13 protein-coding genes and 8 pseudogenes are annotated in these 18,094 nt (G+C 30.6%); 1 reads left to right on the plus strand and 20 read right to left on the minus strand.

Annotation, left to right across the window (positions count from 1 at the left end; translation table 11 throughout):
- Positions 1-124: 124 nt before the first annotated feature.
- The 11 genes and pseudogenes from AGR56_RS00685 to AGR56_RS00740 form a co-directional block, all read right to left on the minus strand.
- Positions 125-921: pseudogene (locus tag AGR56_RS00685) on the minus strand (ABC transporter permease subunit).
- 36 nt (positions 922-957) lie between these two features.
- The gene (locus AGR56_RS00690; protein WP_053240739.1) at positions 958-1,761 is read right to left on the minus strand and encodes an ABC transporter permease subunit; all 804 of its coding nucleotides are present in this window, start codon (positions 1,759-1,761) and stop codon (positions 958-960) included.
- Between the two features lie 5 nt (positions 1,762-1,766).
- A complete protein-coding gene (locus AGR56_RS00695; RefSeq protein WP_053240740.1) occupies positions 1,767-2,648 on the minus strand; it encodes an ABC transporter ATP-binding protein in 882 nt (293 codons plus the stop codon).
- Positions 2,649-2,660: 12 nt separating this feature from the next.
- A pseudogene (locus AGR56_RS00700) lies at positions 2,661-3,244 on the minus strand (TetR/AcrR family transcriptional regulator).
- A gap of 274 nt (positions 3,245-3,518) precedes the next feature.
- Positions 3,519-4,742 (minus strand): MFS transporter, encoded by a 1,224-nt coding sequence (locus AGR56_RS00705; protein WP_053240741.1) that lies wholly within the window; start codon positions 4,740-4,742, stop codon positions 3,519-3,521.
- Between the two features lie 156 nt (positions 4,743-4,898).
- Positions 4,899-5,372 carry a MarR family transcriptional regulator gene (locus AGR56_RS00710; RefSeq protein ID WP_053240742.1) on the minus strand — a complete coding sequence of 158 codons (474 nt, stop codon included), beginning with the start codon at positions 5,370-5,372 and terminating at the stop codon, positions 4,899-4,901.
- Positions 5,373-5,462: 90 nt separating this feature from the next.
- Complete coding sequence (locus tag AGR56_RS00715) at positions 5,463-6,152, minus strand: SprT family zinc-dependent metalloprotease (RefSeq protein ID WP_053240743.1); 690 nt, start codon at positions 6,150-6,152, stop codon at positions 5,463-5,465.
- A gap of 63 nt (positions 6,153-6,215) precedes the next feature.
- A pseudogene (gene bcp, locus AGR56_RS00720) lies at positions 6,216-6,675 on the minus strand (thioredoxin-dependent thiol peroxidase).
- Between the two features lie 25 nt (positions 6,676-6,700).
- Positions 6,701-7,212: pseudogene (locus AGR56_RS00725) on the minus strand (DUF4317 family protein); the annotation flags it as partial.
- Between the two features lie 95 nt (positions 7,213-7,307).
- Entirely contained in the window at positions 7,308-7,553 is a 246-nt protein-coding gene (locus AGR56_RS00730) for a hypothetical protein (protein ID WP_053240744.1), read from the minus strand.
- Between the two features lie 182 nt (positions 7,554-7,735).
- On the minus strand, positions 7,736-8,062 hold the full coding sequence (locus tag AGR56_RS00740) for a helix-turn-helix domain-containing protein (protein WP_053240746.1): 327 nt from the start codon (positions 8,060-8,062) through the stop codon (positions 7,736-7,738).
- 183 nt (positions 8,063-8,245) lie between these two features.
- On the opposite strand from AGR56_RS00740, the pseudogene AGR56_RS23145 reads away from it, so the two are divergent.
- Positions 8,246-9,170, plus strand: a pseudogene (locus AGR56_RS23145) (tetratricopeptide repeat protein).
- A 292-nt stretch (positions 9,171-9,462) separates the two neighbouring features.
- Here AGR56_RS23145 and AGR56_RS00750 read toward each other — a convergent pair.
- The 9 genes and pseudogenes from AGR56_RS00750 to AGR56_RS00785 form a co-directional block, all read right to left on the minus strand.
- Positions 9,463-10,315, minus strand: a pseudogene (locus AGR56_RS00750) (MurR/RpiR family transcriptional regulator).
- Between the two features lie 18 nt (positions 10,316-10,333).
- Positions 10,334-11,302: a Gfo/Idh/MocA family oxidoreductase gene (locus tag AGR56_RS00755; protein WP_053240748.1), complete on the minus strand. Its 969-nt coding sequence runs from the start codon at positions 11,300-11,302 to the stop codon at positions 10,334-10,336.
- 158 nt (positions 11,303-11,460) lie between these two features.
- On the minus strand, positions 11,461-12,171 hold the full coding sequence (gene rpiA, locus AGR56_RS00760) for a ribose 5-phosphate isomerase A (protein ID WP_053240749.1): 711 nt from the start codon (positions 12,169-12,171) through the stop codon (positions 11,461-11,463).
- Positions 12,172-12,443: 272 nt separating this feature from the next.
- Positions 12,444-12,689, minus strand: a pseudogene (locus AGR56_RS00765) (inositol monophosphatase family protein); the annotation flags it as partial.
- A 140-nt stretch (positions 12,690-12,829) separates the two neighbouring features.
- Positions 12,830-13,141 (minus strand): PTS glucose transporter subunit IIA, encoded by a 312-nt coding sequence (locus tag AGR56_RS21030; RefSeq protein ID WP_242851230.1) that lies wholly within the window; start codon positions 13,139-13,141, stop codon positions 12,830-12,832.
- Entirely contained in the window at positions 13,056-13,328 is a 273-nt protein-coding gene (locus tag AGR56_RS21035; RefSeq protein WP_242851231.1) for a PTS glucose transporter subunit IIA, read from the minus strand. Before AGR56_RS21035 ends, AGR56_RS21030 begins: the two co-directional genes overlap by 86 nt.
- Positions 13,329-13,794: 466 nt before the next feature.
- Positions 13,795-15,137 (minus strand): annotated as a pseudogene (locus tag AGR56_RS00775) (6-phospho-alpha-glucosidase).
- A gap of 1 nt (position 15,138) precedes the next feature.
- Complete coding sequence (locus AGR56_RS00780) at positions 15,139-16,698, minus strand: PTS transporter subunit EIIC (RefSeq protein WP_053240751.1); 1,560 nt, start codon at positions 16,696-16,698, stop codon at positions 15,139-15,141.
- Positions 16,699-16,903: 205 nt separating this feature from the next.
- On the minus strand, positions 16,904-17,617 hold the full coding sequence (locus AGR56_RS00785; protein WP_053240752.1) for a MurR/RpiR family transcriptional regulator: 714 nt from the start codon (positions 17,615-17,617) through the stop codon (positions 16,904-16,906).
- Between the last annotated feature and the right edge of the window lie 477 nt (positions 17,618-18,094).

The raw sequence follows: 18,094 nt of genomic DNA on the forward strand, positions 1-18,094 counted from the left end.
GAGAGTTTCAGTTACCTACACCAAGTACTCAGACTACTCAAACACCAAACAACTAAATAAAAAGTGAGAAACAGCGCATAATAAAATCTGTTTCTCACTTTTTTTAATCCTTCAGCTATCCTACTTATACCCTAAGGTCTCGCCTCATGTAGAAAAAGTAGGTTAAACTAGAAAAAATAGTAATTAGTACAAGCGAAATAATACTAATACCAACACTTATTCCATTTCCATTTACAATATCCTGATAGCTAAAATACTTAAAAGGAGAAAGTATATTAATTACATTGATTTTATCGGTAAAATCAGTTATCTTTGATATTATAAATGAACCAAACAATATTCCTGCAGCAATGGAGCCTGAAGCTTTTGGATTTTTCATAAAAGCAGAGAGCAATGCCCCAAGTGATAAGAATATTAATTGAACAATAAACATGCTCAAAATAAACATTGCTATTTCACCCGAAACGTCTTTTCCCTTATTATAGGCATTAACCATAACTATAGAAGAAAATAAAGTTACTATATTTAAAATTACTATATTAAAAAAAGCAGCAAGTAGTTTTGAAGTTAATATAGTTCTTAGTGATATTGGCTTTACCATAAGGAATTCAGTGGTTTTATCTCTCTCTTCCTTTGCGATAATACCACTTCCAAGAAGTACAGCATGAATAGCAGCTGTAATTTCGATATAAGGAAATAAAAATGCAAAAAAGCCACTCATTTTTTTTTTGCCACATCAAAAGAACCAATTCCAAGCAGTGCTTTTAGTGAATATGGCATCTTATTAAAAACTTCATTGCCATTTCCTGAAGAATAAACTGTATACTTGCTCATGCCACTTACAATTAGCAAAAACATGCATACACTCCATATTATTAACGCTTTTCGATTAGCCTTTAATTCTCTTAAAAAAATATTCATAATGAGACCTCCATATAATTTAAAACTTAGAACTTATCAGCTCACCGCGTGTATATCCTTTTTTGTATAAATGATATAACTTAAAGCTACAGCGGCAATCACAATAATTGCACTAGTAATAAGATATTTAGTTTCGTAGCCTGCATTTTTAATGATATACGTTATATCAAAATATTTAAAAGGTGAGATAAAACGAGCTGCCTCATTGTTTTTGTCGGTAGAAATTAAAGCTCCAACCATGTATAATCCAAAAACCACCCCAAGTGATATTGGAAGAACCGACTTAAGCTTATTGAAAAATACTGAAATAGCAACACCAATTGCAAGAAAAATAAGCTGTATAAAAAACAAAGTAAGATTTATCATTAAGAATAACTTCATACTGTAATCTGCTGTCTTAGCCGCATTAGCTATAATAGTAGATGCAGCACAAAATAATACATTTGTAACTATAAGCATAGTGAAGGCTGCAAGGAGCTTTGAAGTTACTATAGTTGAACGTGAAATAGGTTTAACAAGAAGAAAATCTGCTGTACGTTCTCTTGATTCCTTTGAAAGTATTGAGATCCCCATATTCATAGCTTGAATAGCTCCACAAAGTATAATAAAAGAAAAAACCATTGAATAAAATCCTAAGATTGATGTAACATAGTCAATATTAATACCAAGCATCGCCCTTATTGAAGCTGGGTAATTACTAAGAAGCTTTTTAAATTCCGCTGCATCACTTGCCATGCTAGGATAAATCGAAAGAAACAGCCCAGCTAACGCTATTAACGCACATACCCAAATAATGACTGATTTCCGTAATGACTTAAGTTCATGAAGATATATATTCATAGTACTCAATCCTCCTTTACATAATAATGCATAAAGATTTCTTCAAGATCAGGTTCATCAATAGATATATTGCGAAGCTCTAGCTCGGCTATTTTTTTCGTAATGGAGTTTATGTCACCCTTAAACATGAAATTTACAGTATTACCTTTTAACTTAAAATCACTTATACCGCTAATATTAAAAGTATCTTTACTAATTGGAGATTTAGCTTCAATACTGATTTTTTTGTAACTATTTTCCTGAAGCGTGCTCATCTTTTCAAGTTTTATAATCTTTCCTTCTTTTATAAATGCAACACGACTGCACATCTTTTGTACTTCACTAAGAATGTGTGAAGAAAAGAATATAGTAGCACCTTTTTTATTTTCTTGCCCAAGAAGTTCAAAAAATCTTTGCTGCATTAACGGATCAAGACCACTTGTAGGCTCATCTAAAATAATTAACTTTGGTTCATGAAGTAATCCCTGAACAATTCCTACTTTTTTCTTATTACCGAAAGAAAGATCATTGATTTTCTTTTTTAGGTCCAAATTCATTACTTCTGCAAGATCGTTTATCCTCTTAGTACAATCCTTTTTATAAAAGCTAGCCGAGTATTTAAGTAGGTCTATAACTTTCATGTTGTCATAATAAAATACTTCCGATGGTAAATAACCAAGTTCGTTTCTAACTTCAGGGTGTTCAATACAGCTTTTACCGAAGATAGTTGCACTTCCACTTGTTGGATGAATTAACCCCAAAAGTGTTCGAATAGTTGTCGATTTTCCTGCACCATTAGGACCTATAAATCCAAAAACCTCACCCTGCTCTACACTTAAGTTTACATTACTTATACCCCTTGCCTTGCCATAATTTTTTGTAAGATCCTTAATTTCAATAACACTCATGGATGTAACCTCCTATATATATTTTTCTTTATAAAAATTATTTTTAATTAAATTCACGCATTCGTAGTATTCCTTAAAAAGCTCATCAAAGTCAGCTTCTGTATTGATTTTATTTGATAAGTCACTAGCGTATCCTTCAGCTAACCATACAAGCATTTTCATAACAAGTTTTGAATCAATGCCAGCTTTAAATTTTGAAGTATCAGTTCCATCAAAAGCAATTTTATTTCTAAAACCCTCCCCTTTTGCAAAAAAAAAATATTTTGTATATCTTCTTTAACTTCTTCAGCAGCTTCGAAATATGCATTAGTTAAAAATAAAAATATAGCAGGGTGTTTCTTCATAACTGAAACCTTAATATTACCTGAAATTATTATCCTATCAAAAAAGTCAGTAATAGTCTTATCAAATTTTTCATAAATTTCATTCATAATAAGGTCGCTGCACAAATCAATTAAATAAAGATATAAAGCTTTTTTTGTACCAAAATAATGAAACACCATTGCTTTGGAAATTCCAGCAGCAGAAGCAATATCACTAACAGATGTTTTTTTATAGCCATTAGTACCAAAGCACTTAAGTGCTGCATCAATAATTGTGTTTTGTTTTTCTACCGGTAAACTTAAAAATTTTTTCCAAAATAATCACCTCGCAAATCAGTCGACCGAATCGGTTTATTTAAATATATCACCATAGACCGATTCGGTCAATACACTTTTAAAATTTTTTTATTATCGGCTGACTCTTTGCATAAAAAGTTTAGACAAATAGGGTTTCAGAACTTGTCTCTAAATTCTGAAACCCTATTATTATATGTTCTTAAAAACACCTGTTATAAAGGTGGACACTTGCCTGAACAAAGTATATATTTTACATATTTATATGTGTCCCCTTATACAAAACTGGTATTGCCGCTGCTATAAGGATTATACCCATAAAAGCAGGTGCGACATGACCAAGTGATACATAGACTTGACCTCCAATGATAGGTCCAATCATTTTTGCTAAAGATTGAATAGATTGGCTACCTCCCTGAATCCTTCCTTGTTCACTAGAATCGGCAGACTTAGAGAGCATCCCATTGAAGGAAGGTCCGAAGATTGAATCACCAAAACCAAATATAAACATTCCAGCGATAAAAAGAGGATAGAATGAGAACAAAGCCGATGCTGCAATAAGGCTGTAACCTATAACTTCTGAAGCCATTCCAAGGATTGCTATTTGTTTATCACTAAGTTTTATCAAAAGCTTTGGCATTATGAAACCTTGTGAAATGATGTCTTGAAAGCCTATAATTGAAAATATAAGTCCGATTAGTGCAGGCTGAAAGCTAAAAGTATCTATTGTAAATTGTGAAAAAACCGCCTGTAAAGATCCATTGGGTATCCAAAGTAAGAATGCTGAGACAAGTAACCTTTTTAAATTTTTCATGGAAAGCACACTTGCAAGCTGTGTAAATGGATTCAGTCTTACAAAGGTGATCTCTTTCAGTCTATTATTCTTGTCAAGGCTCTCAGGCATAAAAAAGAACCCATAAACAACATTCAATAAAGTTATTATTGCCCCAAAATACATGGGTACAGAATAACCAAACTTGGCAAGTAATCCTCCTAAAGTTGGACCAATAACGGTGCCTACACCTACAACCGCACTCATCCATCCAAAGTATTTGGTTCTCTGTTCTCTAGGAATGATGTCTGCAAAGTATGCGAAGATAGTGCTTATGGTCCCGCCTGTTATACCATCTATTATGCGCCCAACAAATAGTACCCATAGAGCTCCTCCTATACCAAAAACTAAGTACCCGATTACGGAACCCAAAAGACATACTAAAAGTACCGGACGACGACCATATTTGTCGCTCAAAGCTCCAAGTCCAGGGGCTGAAAAGAACATGCAAATTGCATAAACAGAGGTAAGCAGTGTAACAACTATAGCTTGATCTCCTGGATTGCTTATATAAGGCTTCACTAAGAATGGAATAACAGGTGCTATGATAGTGAAGCCTATTCCGCAAAGAAACACAGAGATAAGACCGAATATTAAAGCATGTTTATCTATACTTTGTTCATTGTGTAATCTAAATTTCAACATTTGAATTCTCCTCTCGCAGCAAATAATTTTGTTTCCTTGTCAACAAAATCATCATATCATTATTTTGTTTCCTTGTCAACAAAATAGTAACAATAAAATTGCAGCCCATTCTCAATAGAACTAGGCTGCCTGTTGTTTCATTTTTATTATTCAAATTTATTCCGACTTAATATCTATACCCAGTTTCCTTATTTCTGCATCCAAATGCCTGCTATACTTTTCTATAAAGCTGAGCATACTGTCAAATTGTTCTTCAGTTATCTGCTCAAATACAACTTTATCCCGCTCCTGAAACTTTTTGTGCAGCTTTTCATGTAGTTTATAAATTCTTTGACCTTCCTTAGTAAGCCGAAAATAAATTTCTTTCTTATTATTTGACTTCTGATAGCTTTCAATGCTCCCCTTTTTTATGAGCTTCTTGGTAATTTTGCTTATGGCTCCCCTAGTCATATAAAGAGACTCTGCAAGTTTTGTAACATTGGAATCTACATTTCTTCCAATGCATTCGATGTAATGTACTTCAGAAGGCTTATAACCCTTAAGACTGTCTTCCATCTTAAGCTTATTAAGCCAAGTCATTTTATCAAATAATTCTCTGAAATCTATTATTAGCTGTTCTTCTTTGTTCATGGCATTTCCTCCCGCCAGTTGGTGCATTAACAATATTATATTAAATTTTTGTTTCCACTTCAACAATATTAAAATAATCCATTGATTTTTTTACTTAAACACTTGTATACCTATTAAGTTCTTGTCTTCTAAGCTTCCAGTCTGGCAAAAACTTTCAAGAAAGTCGTAAAATTCTTTTTTGTGGTTTCTATGCCTTACATGACAAAGCTCATGAACTATTACATATTCTATGCACTGCTCTGGTACCTTTACAAGTTGAGAATTCAATAGTATTTTGTTGTCTATTGGACTATAACTTCCCCATCTAGCTTTCATTTTTCTAAAATACAATTCAGGTTTTTCACTGTATATTACATCAAATTTACTGCAAACCTTATCATAAATATTTTTAAGCTTTCCATAAGCCATTTCTTTATACCACTTTTCCATGTGCCTTTTCTTGTAAGCAACATCTTCTTTCTTCTTTGTATACATAAAAATATCACCTTGAAAAACCATTATCCTATCATGATCGCTTTGGACAACCCTTAAATTATAAGGATTACCCATAATATAAAACTTTTCTCCATCTTCATATTTCCTTAAACTAGGAACGTTTATATTTCTCTTCATCCTTTCCCTATGGATCTCTATCCAATGTTTTTTACTTTCTATTATCTCTCTTATATATCTTTTAGACGTTCTTAATGGCGCAACGATTTCCACATTTAGATCATTTTTGATAGATAATTTTATAGTTTTTCTTTTCTTGTATTGAACAAAATATTTCCACCAAGTCATTTTCAAATTGAATAAACATTAAAAATCACCTAACTCCCCTCTTATAACTTGAGGATACCATTTTTATTTCAAACTTTCAATGACTTGTTCAATATGTCCAGTAACTTTTACTTTTCTAAATATTTTTTTTCAAAATTCCACTTTCATCTATTATAAATGTACTTCTTTCTATTCCCATATATCTTCTGCCATACATATTTTTTTCTTTAATAACATCATATAATTTACATACCTTTTCCTCTTCATCAGATAGTAATATGAATGGCAAATTAAACTTATCTATAAATTTGTCGTGAGATTTTAAAGAATCTCTACTTACACCAAGTACTACAGCATTTAAATCATCTACTATTTCTATATTATCCCTAAAAGAGCAAGCTTCTTTTGAACACCCTGCTGTATTATCCTTTGGATAAAAATAAAGAATAACCTTTTTACCTCTGTAATCACTTAATCTATGTTCCTTACCATCAGAACCAAATAGTGAAAAATCTGGCGCTGCACCATTTTCTTTTATTTCCATAAAAATCACCTCTTATATTATTAATATTTTCATCTTCAAGATATCCAAGGGCCGGTTTTGCAAGTGACACCGGACATATTGCACATAAAATGTACTCATAAACTTCTTCAGATTCATCTAATTTCGAATTATCTGTAGTTTTTGTCATAACATCATAAGCATCATGAAAAATAAGTATTAAAAAATTACCTGCATAATCATAACTATCTATAATTAATTTATAGAAGCTATCAAGCATTGCCTCATCCTTCAATTTACTCATTTTTAGTCCCATTAAAGAATGCTGCCTACCACCTACGTTTTCTTCATCAAGAGGAAAGTTAAGTTCTAAAAGGTTATTACCTACTGTTCCTGATAATGTTTTTTTGCAATCTCTAAATATTTAAAGAACTCTTCCTCTTCTAAATTTAAAAAGGTTTCATTAAGCTTTAATATAATATTTTTCTCTGCATTTACATAGCAGCCGCACATTTTAGTAAATGTACACTCATCCTTTTTTAGACGTCTTTTTAATTCCAATATATCTTTTTTTCTCATATATAGACCTCTCACTTTCAATCTTTCAGCTTATTTATCTATATTATAATACATCTTATAAATATTAGGTAACTATACCTCAAATAAAAATCAACCTACTCATAAATCAAATTATAAATATTAATTTTTAAACCCTTCACAATTTTGTCCTGCATTTTTTTATCACTAACCAATATTAAAAACTTCCTCTCATATTTCTGTGCTTCACCCTTCTTATTTACAGGATATTTCACAGTTAATTCTTTAATCTTTTTTATAAGCTCACTTTGAGATACCAATGCTTCTTTAATTTTAGCTGTATCTTCAAGAACTGAATCAATGTTTTCACTCTTCTTGTACACATAAGGTATTTTTTCAAAATCCCAGGGAATGAATTACATCATCAAAGAGGCTCATTGCATTAATATTTACCTCAGAACCATCAGAAAAACTCATAATTATGCCCTCAATAAAATTAACTTCCATAAAATTCTTATAGAAAAAGTGCAAAAAAATAGTAGCCACATATCTAATTGAATAGCTACTATTTTTTAATATGTTCATTGCCCCATTTGCTCATAAGTTCAAGAATTGGTATTAATGTCATCCCTTCTTCAGTTAATGAATATTCAACTTTAGGTGGAACTTCATTATATTGTTCTCTATGAATTAAATTGGTGACTTCAAGTTCTTTTAGTTGTGCACTTAATGTCTTGCGAGCAATAGGCTCTAAGCTATCCCTTAATTTATTATATCTTATTACCTTAGCCTTATATATTTTCCATAATATAATCCATTTCCATTTTCCCTCAACTACAGATAGTGTATATCGCATTCCACAGGCTCCATATTTATCCTCAAAACTACTCATAAATCTTGCTCCTTTACTTACCTTTTGTTTAGAATATAACAAACAGGTTTATCTATATTAACTACTATCAATAAATTACATTTACATACTCTACTTTTTAATTATATGGTCTTGCCATATATAATTGTGCTTTGAATATGATATACTTAACATAAGCATAATAAATAAAGAAAGAGTGTATTTATGAAGAATGATGTACAAATTAATAGATGTTTGGAAAAAGCGGAAGAAGCTTTTGAAGAAGATAAATTAATTAAAGCCTTGGATTTATATAACAAAGTTTATGAACTTTCAAATGGCGAAAATATAGAATCAACAATTAATTTAGCCTTAATATATGACTCTTTAGGAAAACCAGAAAAAGCCAAAGAATATTACAGAAAAGCTTTAAGCATAGATGATTATGAAGAAAGAGCCTACTATGGTTTAGCTACAATATATGATGATGAAGGAAAATATGAAGAGGCTATAGACTTATATAATAAGGCTATCTATATAAATTCAAATTATTACGCGGCTTATTTCTTTTTGGCAAATGCCTATGATGTATCAGGCAAAAAAAAAAAAATTTAGCAATAGAAACTTATAAAAAACTTTTAAGCTTAAACCCAATGGATTTTTGGCAAATTTAAACTTAGGCTCTATTTACGAGGAACAAAATGAGAATAACCTTGCATATAGATTGTTTTCAAAAGCTTTAAAAATAGAACCAAATAATTATTTAGCCTTATTTAACATGGGTATAATTTGCTACAAGTTTAATATGACAGAAAAAGCAATTAATTTCTATGAAGGGTCCATTAAAAAGAATAAGAATTATGCCTACAGTTATTTAAATTTAGCAGTAATTTATAAATATAAAAATACAAAAAAAGGTATAGAAATTTTATCAGCTGGAATTAATAATTGCAGTGAAGTTCACTTTTTATATTATAACAGAAGCTGTTTCTATGCTATTATTAATGAGGAAAACAAGGCATGTGAAGATATAATTGCGGCTTTAAAGTTATATCCTAAGTTTTTAAAGTATATTTTGGAAGATGAAGAATTAGAAAAGGTGAGAGAATCAAATTCATTTAAAGAATTTGTAAATAAATATAATTCATAACGCATTACAATAAATAAACCATTATAAAAATCCACGTACCTACAAAAATTCACATATAAAATTCTGTAGACACGTAGAAATTTTTTTCTTATGCTATCGTGGGAGCAAAGTAACAATGCTAAAAGAATGATTTTCAACCATAGATTTATAGAATTTTTTAATATTACAAAGCATTGTTACTTCACATTGATTAAGTTTTATTTTACTTACTTAACTATTGTAGGACATATAATACGACGACACCGTGTCATATATTATTTTCTTTAATCGTTTAATACTAATTTTGTTTTAGTTAAATCTTATCATCAACCATAGACTGTTCATGCCTACTAATAAAGCTATATGAATCTTTTTTTTCAGCCGTTAATAGCAAATATAGTATTTCTATAACCATCATAGCCGATACTCTCGAAAAACTGAATTCATCCAAAAATAATTTTTCTCTTGTAGCCATATTTATTTGATATTTGCTTTTACTTGCTAAAGGTGAATTTTCATGTTTTGTTATGCTAATTGTAACAGCTTTTCTTTCATTTGCAATATCTATTAAGTCTAAAAGTTTTTTTGAAGATCCTGAATTTGATATTGCTATGACCACATCTTTACTAGTTAAGGTATAAGCAAAAGCAAGTTGAGTTTCCCATATTGTATTTACTACAGATGCTATACCAATTTGATTAAATTTATATGCACCATCTAAAGCTACAGGTATTGTATTTCCTACCGCTGCAAATTGGACAAGTCTTGCATTTTCAATTGCATTTAGTATTTTCTTAATAATCTCTTCATCCATCATTGATATAGTCTTTTTTAATTCTTCAATTTTATTTGCTAATATATTTTGAAGTGATTGACTTATATTATTTGAATCTATATCATTTGATGTTTCATTTCCATCTGAATCCACCATTTCCTTTGCAATATTTATTTTCAAATCATGAAACCCTTTCAAATCACATTTTTTACAAAATCTAATTATAGTAGCTTCACTAACATTACTTTCATCTGCTAGTTCTGAAACTGTCATTTCAATGATTTTTTCTTGATTATTTATAACATAATCAGCAATTTTCTTCTCTGCTTTATAAAGGCTTTCATACGCTGAAAAAAATTTTATCTAAAACACTTTTTTCTTTGCTTTTCAATTTGTAACTTTCCTTTCATTACTCAAAAGAATATTTTATTCCCCACTCATTTCTAATTTCATCCATTAAACTCATTACATCAATAGATAAACCTAATGTATCCATATTTCTTTTATTAGACACATAGTTATTCATATCTTCAACTTCATAAATTAATGCCTTTGATGTATCTCCAGCTTCAATTATTTCTACTTTCCCATCTGGATAAGTTATAGTAGCTTTATCCGCTCTTGGGAAATTATCTACAGTTATATATCCTAATTCTCCTGCAACAACACCCTTCTTCGGCTGTTTTGCTCTCATTGTAAGAGAGATTACTGCCATTTCATTATCAGCATTCTTAAGTATTATTCCAGATTGTTCATCTACACCAGTTTCAAACTTATTTACAGTTGTCAATATTTCTTGTGGCTGACTAGAAAGAAAATACCTAGTAAATGATAAAGCATATGTACCAATATCAAGAAGTGCACCACCAGCTAAATCCTTGCTAAAGAACCTATTATTAACGTCGTATTCTTTTAAGCTTCCGAAGGATACTTGAATCATTTTAATTTTTCCAATTTTACCTGCATCAATAAGTTCACGCAGTTTTTTATATAAAGGCATATGATATATAGTCATAGCTTCTCTAACTACCAAATTCTTCTCGTTTGCCAAATCAGTAATTTCTTTTAATTGTTTACCATTTACAGTTATAGCTTTTTCACAAAATACATGTTTATTATTCTTAAGACTTTTCATTATATATTCATAATGGTTAGAATGAGGAGTTGATATATAAACTATATCTATATTTTCATCTTTAAGCATTTCTTCATAGCTGACATAAATCTTTTTAATATTATTGTGACTTGCAAATTCTTTTGCTCTTTCAAGCTTTCGTGATCCTACTGCATATACATTTCCGTTTACCTCAGTTATAGCTTTTGCAAAATCTGCTGCAATTGTTCCAGGGCCTAATATTGCCCAATTCATTTTATTCATACTCTTCACCTCAAAATTAAGCATCTAAAAGAAAATAATAAGTCCATGCTGCGATATAATTTTGTGTAATGCGAAGAAACTGGTTCCGTTAATACTAGGCTGTCTTAGCGGGTTCAGTTGACGAAATATTACGCAAAATTGACCGTTAGATGAACCTATTATTTTTTTGAAGATGCCTTAAATATTTTTTTATCTGTAGAAATTAACTTAACCCCACTATCACTAGCTACAAGAACTTTTGTAACTACATTAGTAAACAAGGAAGTATCAATAACTCCACAAATGTTTTTTAAACTATTTTCAAGTTTATAAACGTCTGTAACACTTTTAAACATTACGTCCATAAGCAAATTCCCATTATCACTAATAGTATAACCATCTTTTGCAGCACTAGTTCTAACTTTTGGTTTTCCACCTAATTCTGCAACTAAACTCTCAACATACTTTAAAGAATCCTCTAAAATTTCTAATACTACAGGATACTTAAAAGTTAAGCTTTTTACAAATTTAGTGTCATCTACAAGTAGAATATACTCATCGGCCATATTAGCAATTAATTTTTCCTTAGTATGAATACCTCCTCCACTTTTTAAAGCATTAAAACTTTCATCAACTTCATCACATCCATCAAAAGCCACATCTATTTTACTTACAGAGCATGTGTGAAGAACTTCCACTTCATTTTTCATGCATAACATTTTTGTTTTAAAAGAAGGGGTAACCACTTTAACCTTAAGGTTTTTATTTTCTTTTATATAATCTATTAAATATGAGATGGTGCTTCCCCCACCTAACCCTATTATTGAATTATTTTTTATATATTTTAGAGCTTCTTTTGCACAATTTTTTTTTAGTTCACTGCTGTTCAATTTATTCTCCTCCTCATATTATCATCTAATATGGAATTTAATTATCATAAATATAATAGCTGTTTTTGTATCTGTTAATATTAATATATAATGATTTTAAAATTTCGTCAAGACTATATTTGATGAAATTAAATTTTATTTTATATTGATTTAATACTTGAAATTTATTTTTTCTTACATTTGAAACTTCATTTTTTATAACGACCTCTGCCTTTAATACCCTGCTATAATCAATTCATAAAGTAAAAAAATAATGCTTAGTGCGTTTAGCACTAAGCATTATTTTTAGCTAACTTATGAATTATTTCAAGCACTTGTTCATGAATTGCTCCATTAGAACCTATAATACTAGAAGGACAAACAACTTTTGGGGACTTTCCTTGCCAATCCATCGTCTTTCCTCCAGCTTCAGCAAAAATTATAAGTCCAGCAGCATAATTCCAAGGCTGAAGACACATTTCAAAAAATAAATCTATTCGCCCACATGCAATATATGCTATATCCAATGCCGCAGAGCCTGATCTTAGTAAATCCCTACATTTTTAAAAAATTGTTTTTGCTATTTCAAATGTTTTATCTACACTACTTCTATCATAAGGGTTAGTACCAAACCCTGTAAGACATTCTTCCATCATATCAATAGCAAAAGTTAAATCTCCTACTTTAGAGTTGCCTTAAATAATTTTGTCTCTCCTGCTTTAACCTCTTTGACGCTTTCCCACTGAAAATCAAAACTGTTTTCTTCACTATTTGTAATCACCAACGGAATTACGGTGCTGCTTGCATTTTCTTTAATAAATTCTAAATCAATTTCAGCAATTTTTTGTCCTTTTTTAACCTTGTCTCCTACTTTTACAAAAACATTTATGCCTTTTCCATTAAGATTAACAGTTTCTAGTCCAATATGAATAAGAATTTCTTCTCCAAGAGTTGTTTTTAATGCTATAGCATGCTTTGTTTGTGCAAGCAAAATGACTTCTCCATCTGCTGGTGCAAAAATTTTTACCATCTGCAGGCAAAATTGCAACACCCTCTCCCATGGACTTTTCACTAAAAACAGGATCAGGAACATCCTCAATTTTTATAAGTGTTCCTGTTGCATAAGCAAATATTTCTTCACTTTTGCTGATATTTCTTGAAAATAATTTTCCAAACATTTACGTGCCCTCCCTTTTTTTGCTCAATTATTCCTTATAAGAAATTGCTGAATTGGTTTCACAGTATATAAATATTGCGAAGTAACAGCATTTTGGAATATTAAATACTGTTACTTCGCTAAACCGGAAATACAAGGTAAATTTTTCTCCGTTTCTCTACAAAAAATGCAATGTAAACATGGTTAATTAATGAAATTTAATAATATTTTGTTTATATAATGTATTATTAAGATTCACATCTAAAATTCCGTAGGTACGGAGGGATTTTTTCCTTGCACTACCGTAGTAGCGAAGTGATAATGCTGAAGGAACTATTTAAAAAAATTCTAATAAATCTTAACTTAAGAATCATAAAATACTTAGAGTTTTAAATCTGTTTGAGCTTTGCGAGTTATTGAAAACTCTTAGAATTTTATGATTTTTAAGTCTTAGATTTATAGAGCTTTTTTAATGTGACGAGGCATTATTACTTCGCATTAAGTTCATTCCAGTATCCTTTATTAGCTTCAATTAAATCCTTTAACAATTCTTTAGCAACATCAGTATTTACAACAGTACGATTTAGTACTAGCGCCTGTAATGCTTTTTGATAGCTGCCCTCTAAGCAGGCATCTACTGCTAACTTTTCATATGCATACTGATTTTCCATAAGTCCTTTATAAAAAGTTGGTATGCTTCCTACAGCTAATGGTTCAACTCCATTACTTCCAACGCGGCATGGAACTTCAACCATCATACCAGATGAAACATTCTCAATAGCTCCCTTATTTTCTGTAATTGTTAAGAAAATTTCATTTGTATTATTAGCAATCGCTGTTGCTAAATCTACTATATACTCAGCATGACATCCTACATCACTAGTAATCTCATACTTAGTGCCGCGCATTTTTCCCAATGATATAATCTTATTCATCCTATCATAAGTTTCTTTTTCATTCCCATCCATTACTTCATTAGCTCTTGTATATTCTGGGTTTTCTTTTTTGCCATCTTAGCTGGATATAAATAATATTGTAAATACGTGTTTGGTAAATATTCATCATAATCATTTATCATCTGGCTCATAAATTCAAAAGTTGATTTCCATGATTTTTCCTGGAAAAGTGGCTCTGTTTGTACATCTACCGGGGTCTTGAGTATTTCTCTCAGCTTAGGTAAATAATCTTTTCCTGTCTTCTTGTCCAAAACATGCGTAAACCATCCAAAATGATTAAGTCCAAAATATCTTGGTTCTAAGTCTCTTCTACCTACTCCAAGTACACTTGCATAAATCTCCATAATTGCAATTGGCATATCACAAATATTAATAATGCGATAATCGTTAGGAAATACTCTTTTCGTTGCTTCTGCAACAATTGCAGCGGGATTAGAGTAATTTAAAATCCAGCATTCTTTGGAGTAAGTTCTAATATCCCTTACTAAATCTATAACAGCTGGAACACTTCTTAAACCATATGCAAATCCTCCAGCTCCACAAGTTTCCTGACCAAGGCAGCCATGCTTAAGTGAAATTTTTTCATCTTTTTCACGCATCTTTAATCTTCCTGCACGAATTTGCATAAGAGCAAAATCTATATCCTCGAATGCTTCTTTCTTATCAGTAGTCCATACTATTTCCTCTAACTCTGGATAATACTCTTTAAATAGTATTTTTGCATACTCACCAACTACCTCTTGACGTTCACTCTCAATATCATATAGTACAATTTTTCTCAAAGGGAATCTTTCCTTTTGATTACATAACATTGCAAGCATATCTGGTGTATAACGACTTGCTCCACCAACTATACAAATTGAATATTTTTTCATTTTACATCGCTCCTTTTTTTGTGTTTAATAAATCAACAAGCTTTTCCTTTGAATCTTCTACAGTCATTCCAATGATAATTTGTACATTGTTTCCTTTAATAACAACACCTTTTTGCTTACCTTTACTTATTATTTCTTTATTTACCTTACTAACATCCTCTACATCAATTCTTAAGCGTGTAAAGCAGTTATTTACCTCTACAATATTATGAACTCCACCTAAACCTTCAATAAATAGTTCAGAATCTTGGTCACCACTGCCACTTTCTAAAGCAGCGCTGCCATCTGCTTGAATGTTAATTTTACTGTCAAAAGTTTCTTCTCTACCAGGTGTCTTAATGTCTAATTTTCTGATTAAGAAAACGAATACAAAATACCATACTACTGCCATTATAATTCCCACTATAAAGAAGATATATATTTTTGAAAGCTTTGGACTTATTACGGAGTTACAAACTATTGTATCCAATAATCCGTAAATTGAATATGTCCTTGAACCTAGTATCCATAGAAGCATTTCTGAAAAACCAGTAAGTAAACCATGTACTAGCCAAAGCAAAGGTGATATGAAAAGAAATGAAAAATCAAGAGGTTCTGTAATACCTGCTACCATTGCAACGAAAAGTGATGGAATAAGTAATCCCCTTACAGCTTTTTTATTTTGTGGTTTTGCAGTTTTTATCATAGCAAGAACAATACCTGCACTTGCAAAGATTTTTGCAAATCCAAAGGTTGCAAATCTTATTGATGGATCAATTGCTGTTAAATGAGCACTATTACCCATTTCAGCGTAAAAAATGTTAACCGCTCCTTGTGCAGCTTTACCAGCGACATTTAAAGTTCCACCAATTCCAGTGAAGCAAAACGGCATCCATAATAAATGATGTAAACCGGTTGGTATTAAAAATCTATTACCGAATGCATATACGAATACACCAAATGCACCTGCACTCTTCATAAATCCAGATAGTGCATTAATTCCATAATTTACTACAGGCCATACATAACTAAGCACAATTGCTAATATTAAAGTAACTGGAATCATAACTATAAACACAAATCTTGATCCACCATATACTCTAAACATATCCCCAAATTGTACATCAGATAACTTGTTAAATACATACCCAGTAATACATCCTAGTATTATTCCTAAGAAAACATTCATATCTACTACTTGAAATCCCAAAACAGTATTTTGTCCTGTTCCAAATAAGCCCATAGCCCCCGGCTTAGCTAGCATATTTTGTGATGTAAGCCAAGCATTATTACTTGCTAAAAACATGATATAAACGATTAAACTAATGATAGCTGCATCAACTTTTTTCTTCTTTGCAAATGCTGTTGTAAGTCCAACACAAAAGATAATAGAAAGATTATTTAGCATAGCATCCATCATCTTTTTTAAAAGCATACCAATAAAAACTATAAATGATGGCATAAAACCAAGCTGCATAATAACAGCTACCGCAAGAGCAATTCCCATAACTGTTAAAAACATAACTGGTTGTACTGCAGCTTGTGAAAATTTTTGACCTAATAATAATAATTTTTCCCTCATGATTAGTACCTCCTCCTTTTATTTATTTACAATATACCCTAGTTTATTCTCACTAGCAATACAGTTTCCATCGTTATGAAAATGTTTACCCAAAGTGAAAAAGTTCACTCTAAAAACAGACATAAAAAAAACTGATAGCAAGGATTATCACAAACTTTTTTGCATATTAATCCGTATTATCAGTTATTTTTATTTATATATTCCCTTAATCTTCTTTTTCAGATAAATATCTTTTAGAATATTCACTTAGCGCTAATTCTATCAAAATTATAAGGTTAGCAGTAAATAAATTTGGCAAGTAATGCTCCCTATCTGATTTTATACCAGCTATCTCCAGTGTCACATGAGATATTTTTGCCAGCGGTGAATCTTTACTAGCAGTAAAAGCTATCACTTTAAAATTATTTCTAATGGCCTCGTTAACCTTTTCAATAATCTCAGCCCTATATCCTGAATAAGAAAAAAACAAGTATAACCCAGATTTGTTATTTTTAAAAGCTTCATAATGATAACTACTAGCTGCATCAAATCCAAATATCAACAGCTTTTGTAGATAATATTCTCTAGCACTATCACAAACCCCTAACGAATCCAAATATATCTTTTTATCTTTAAATTCCCTTAATGCCTCTACAAGTATATTAATATCATCCTTTAAGTGCTCATTAACACCTATGCCGCCGCTGTTACTAGAAAAATCTAATTTTAATGAGTTATTAGCAGCAGCAAGAATAGTATAATACATTTCGCTGTATCCACTATATCCGAGTTTTTTTGATAACTTTACTATTGCTGCTTTTGAAACAAAACACTCCTTTGCTATTATATCTATCCCAACTTTTTCATTTTTATTAATATAATTTTGTACTTTGTTTAAAATTATTTTTTCAAGTTCTGTTAACACTACATTATTCCCCATTTATAAACACCCTCTGTTCATAAAATGCATTTTCTATTAGTATACCATTACAGTAGCATTTAATCTATATTCTGATAACCAAGTGCTTCTCCAGCAATTAAAATGCTGACTAAAAACAATATTTAATTAGTATATGGTGATTCAAAAATAGACTTATGGTAGAAATATCAAACAAAGTCTTACAAAATAGCGGAAAAGTTAATTGATAAAAAACCTATTGCATTAATAGCCTTAGTCCTGCAATGTCATTATTTAAACAATTGGTTAGTGAAAGTTTTAACTGAATTGATATAAGCATAAAATGTAACCTTACCATTATTCATTATCTTTATGTCGATTCCACAATTTCATAGTTGGAACCAAAGTTTTGAGTAAATCAACACCACTTTTATTGCTAATTGTTTTGTCAATTAACCCGTCTAGTAATTTGTTATCTAATTTATTAACAAATGAATCCAATTCATCATTACTCAAATT

The sequence above is a fragment of the Clostridium sp. DMHC 10 genome (genome assembly GCF_001270375.1).
In the GTDB taxonomy this organism is placed as follows: Bacteria; Bacillota; Clostridia; order Clostridiales; family Clostridiaceae; genus Clostridium_S; species Clostridium_S guangxiense.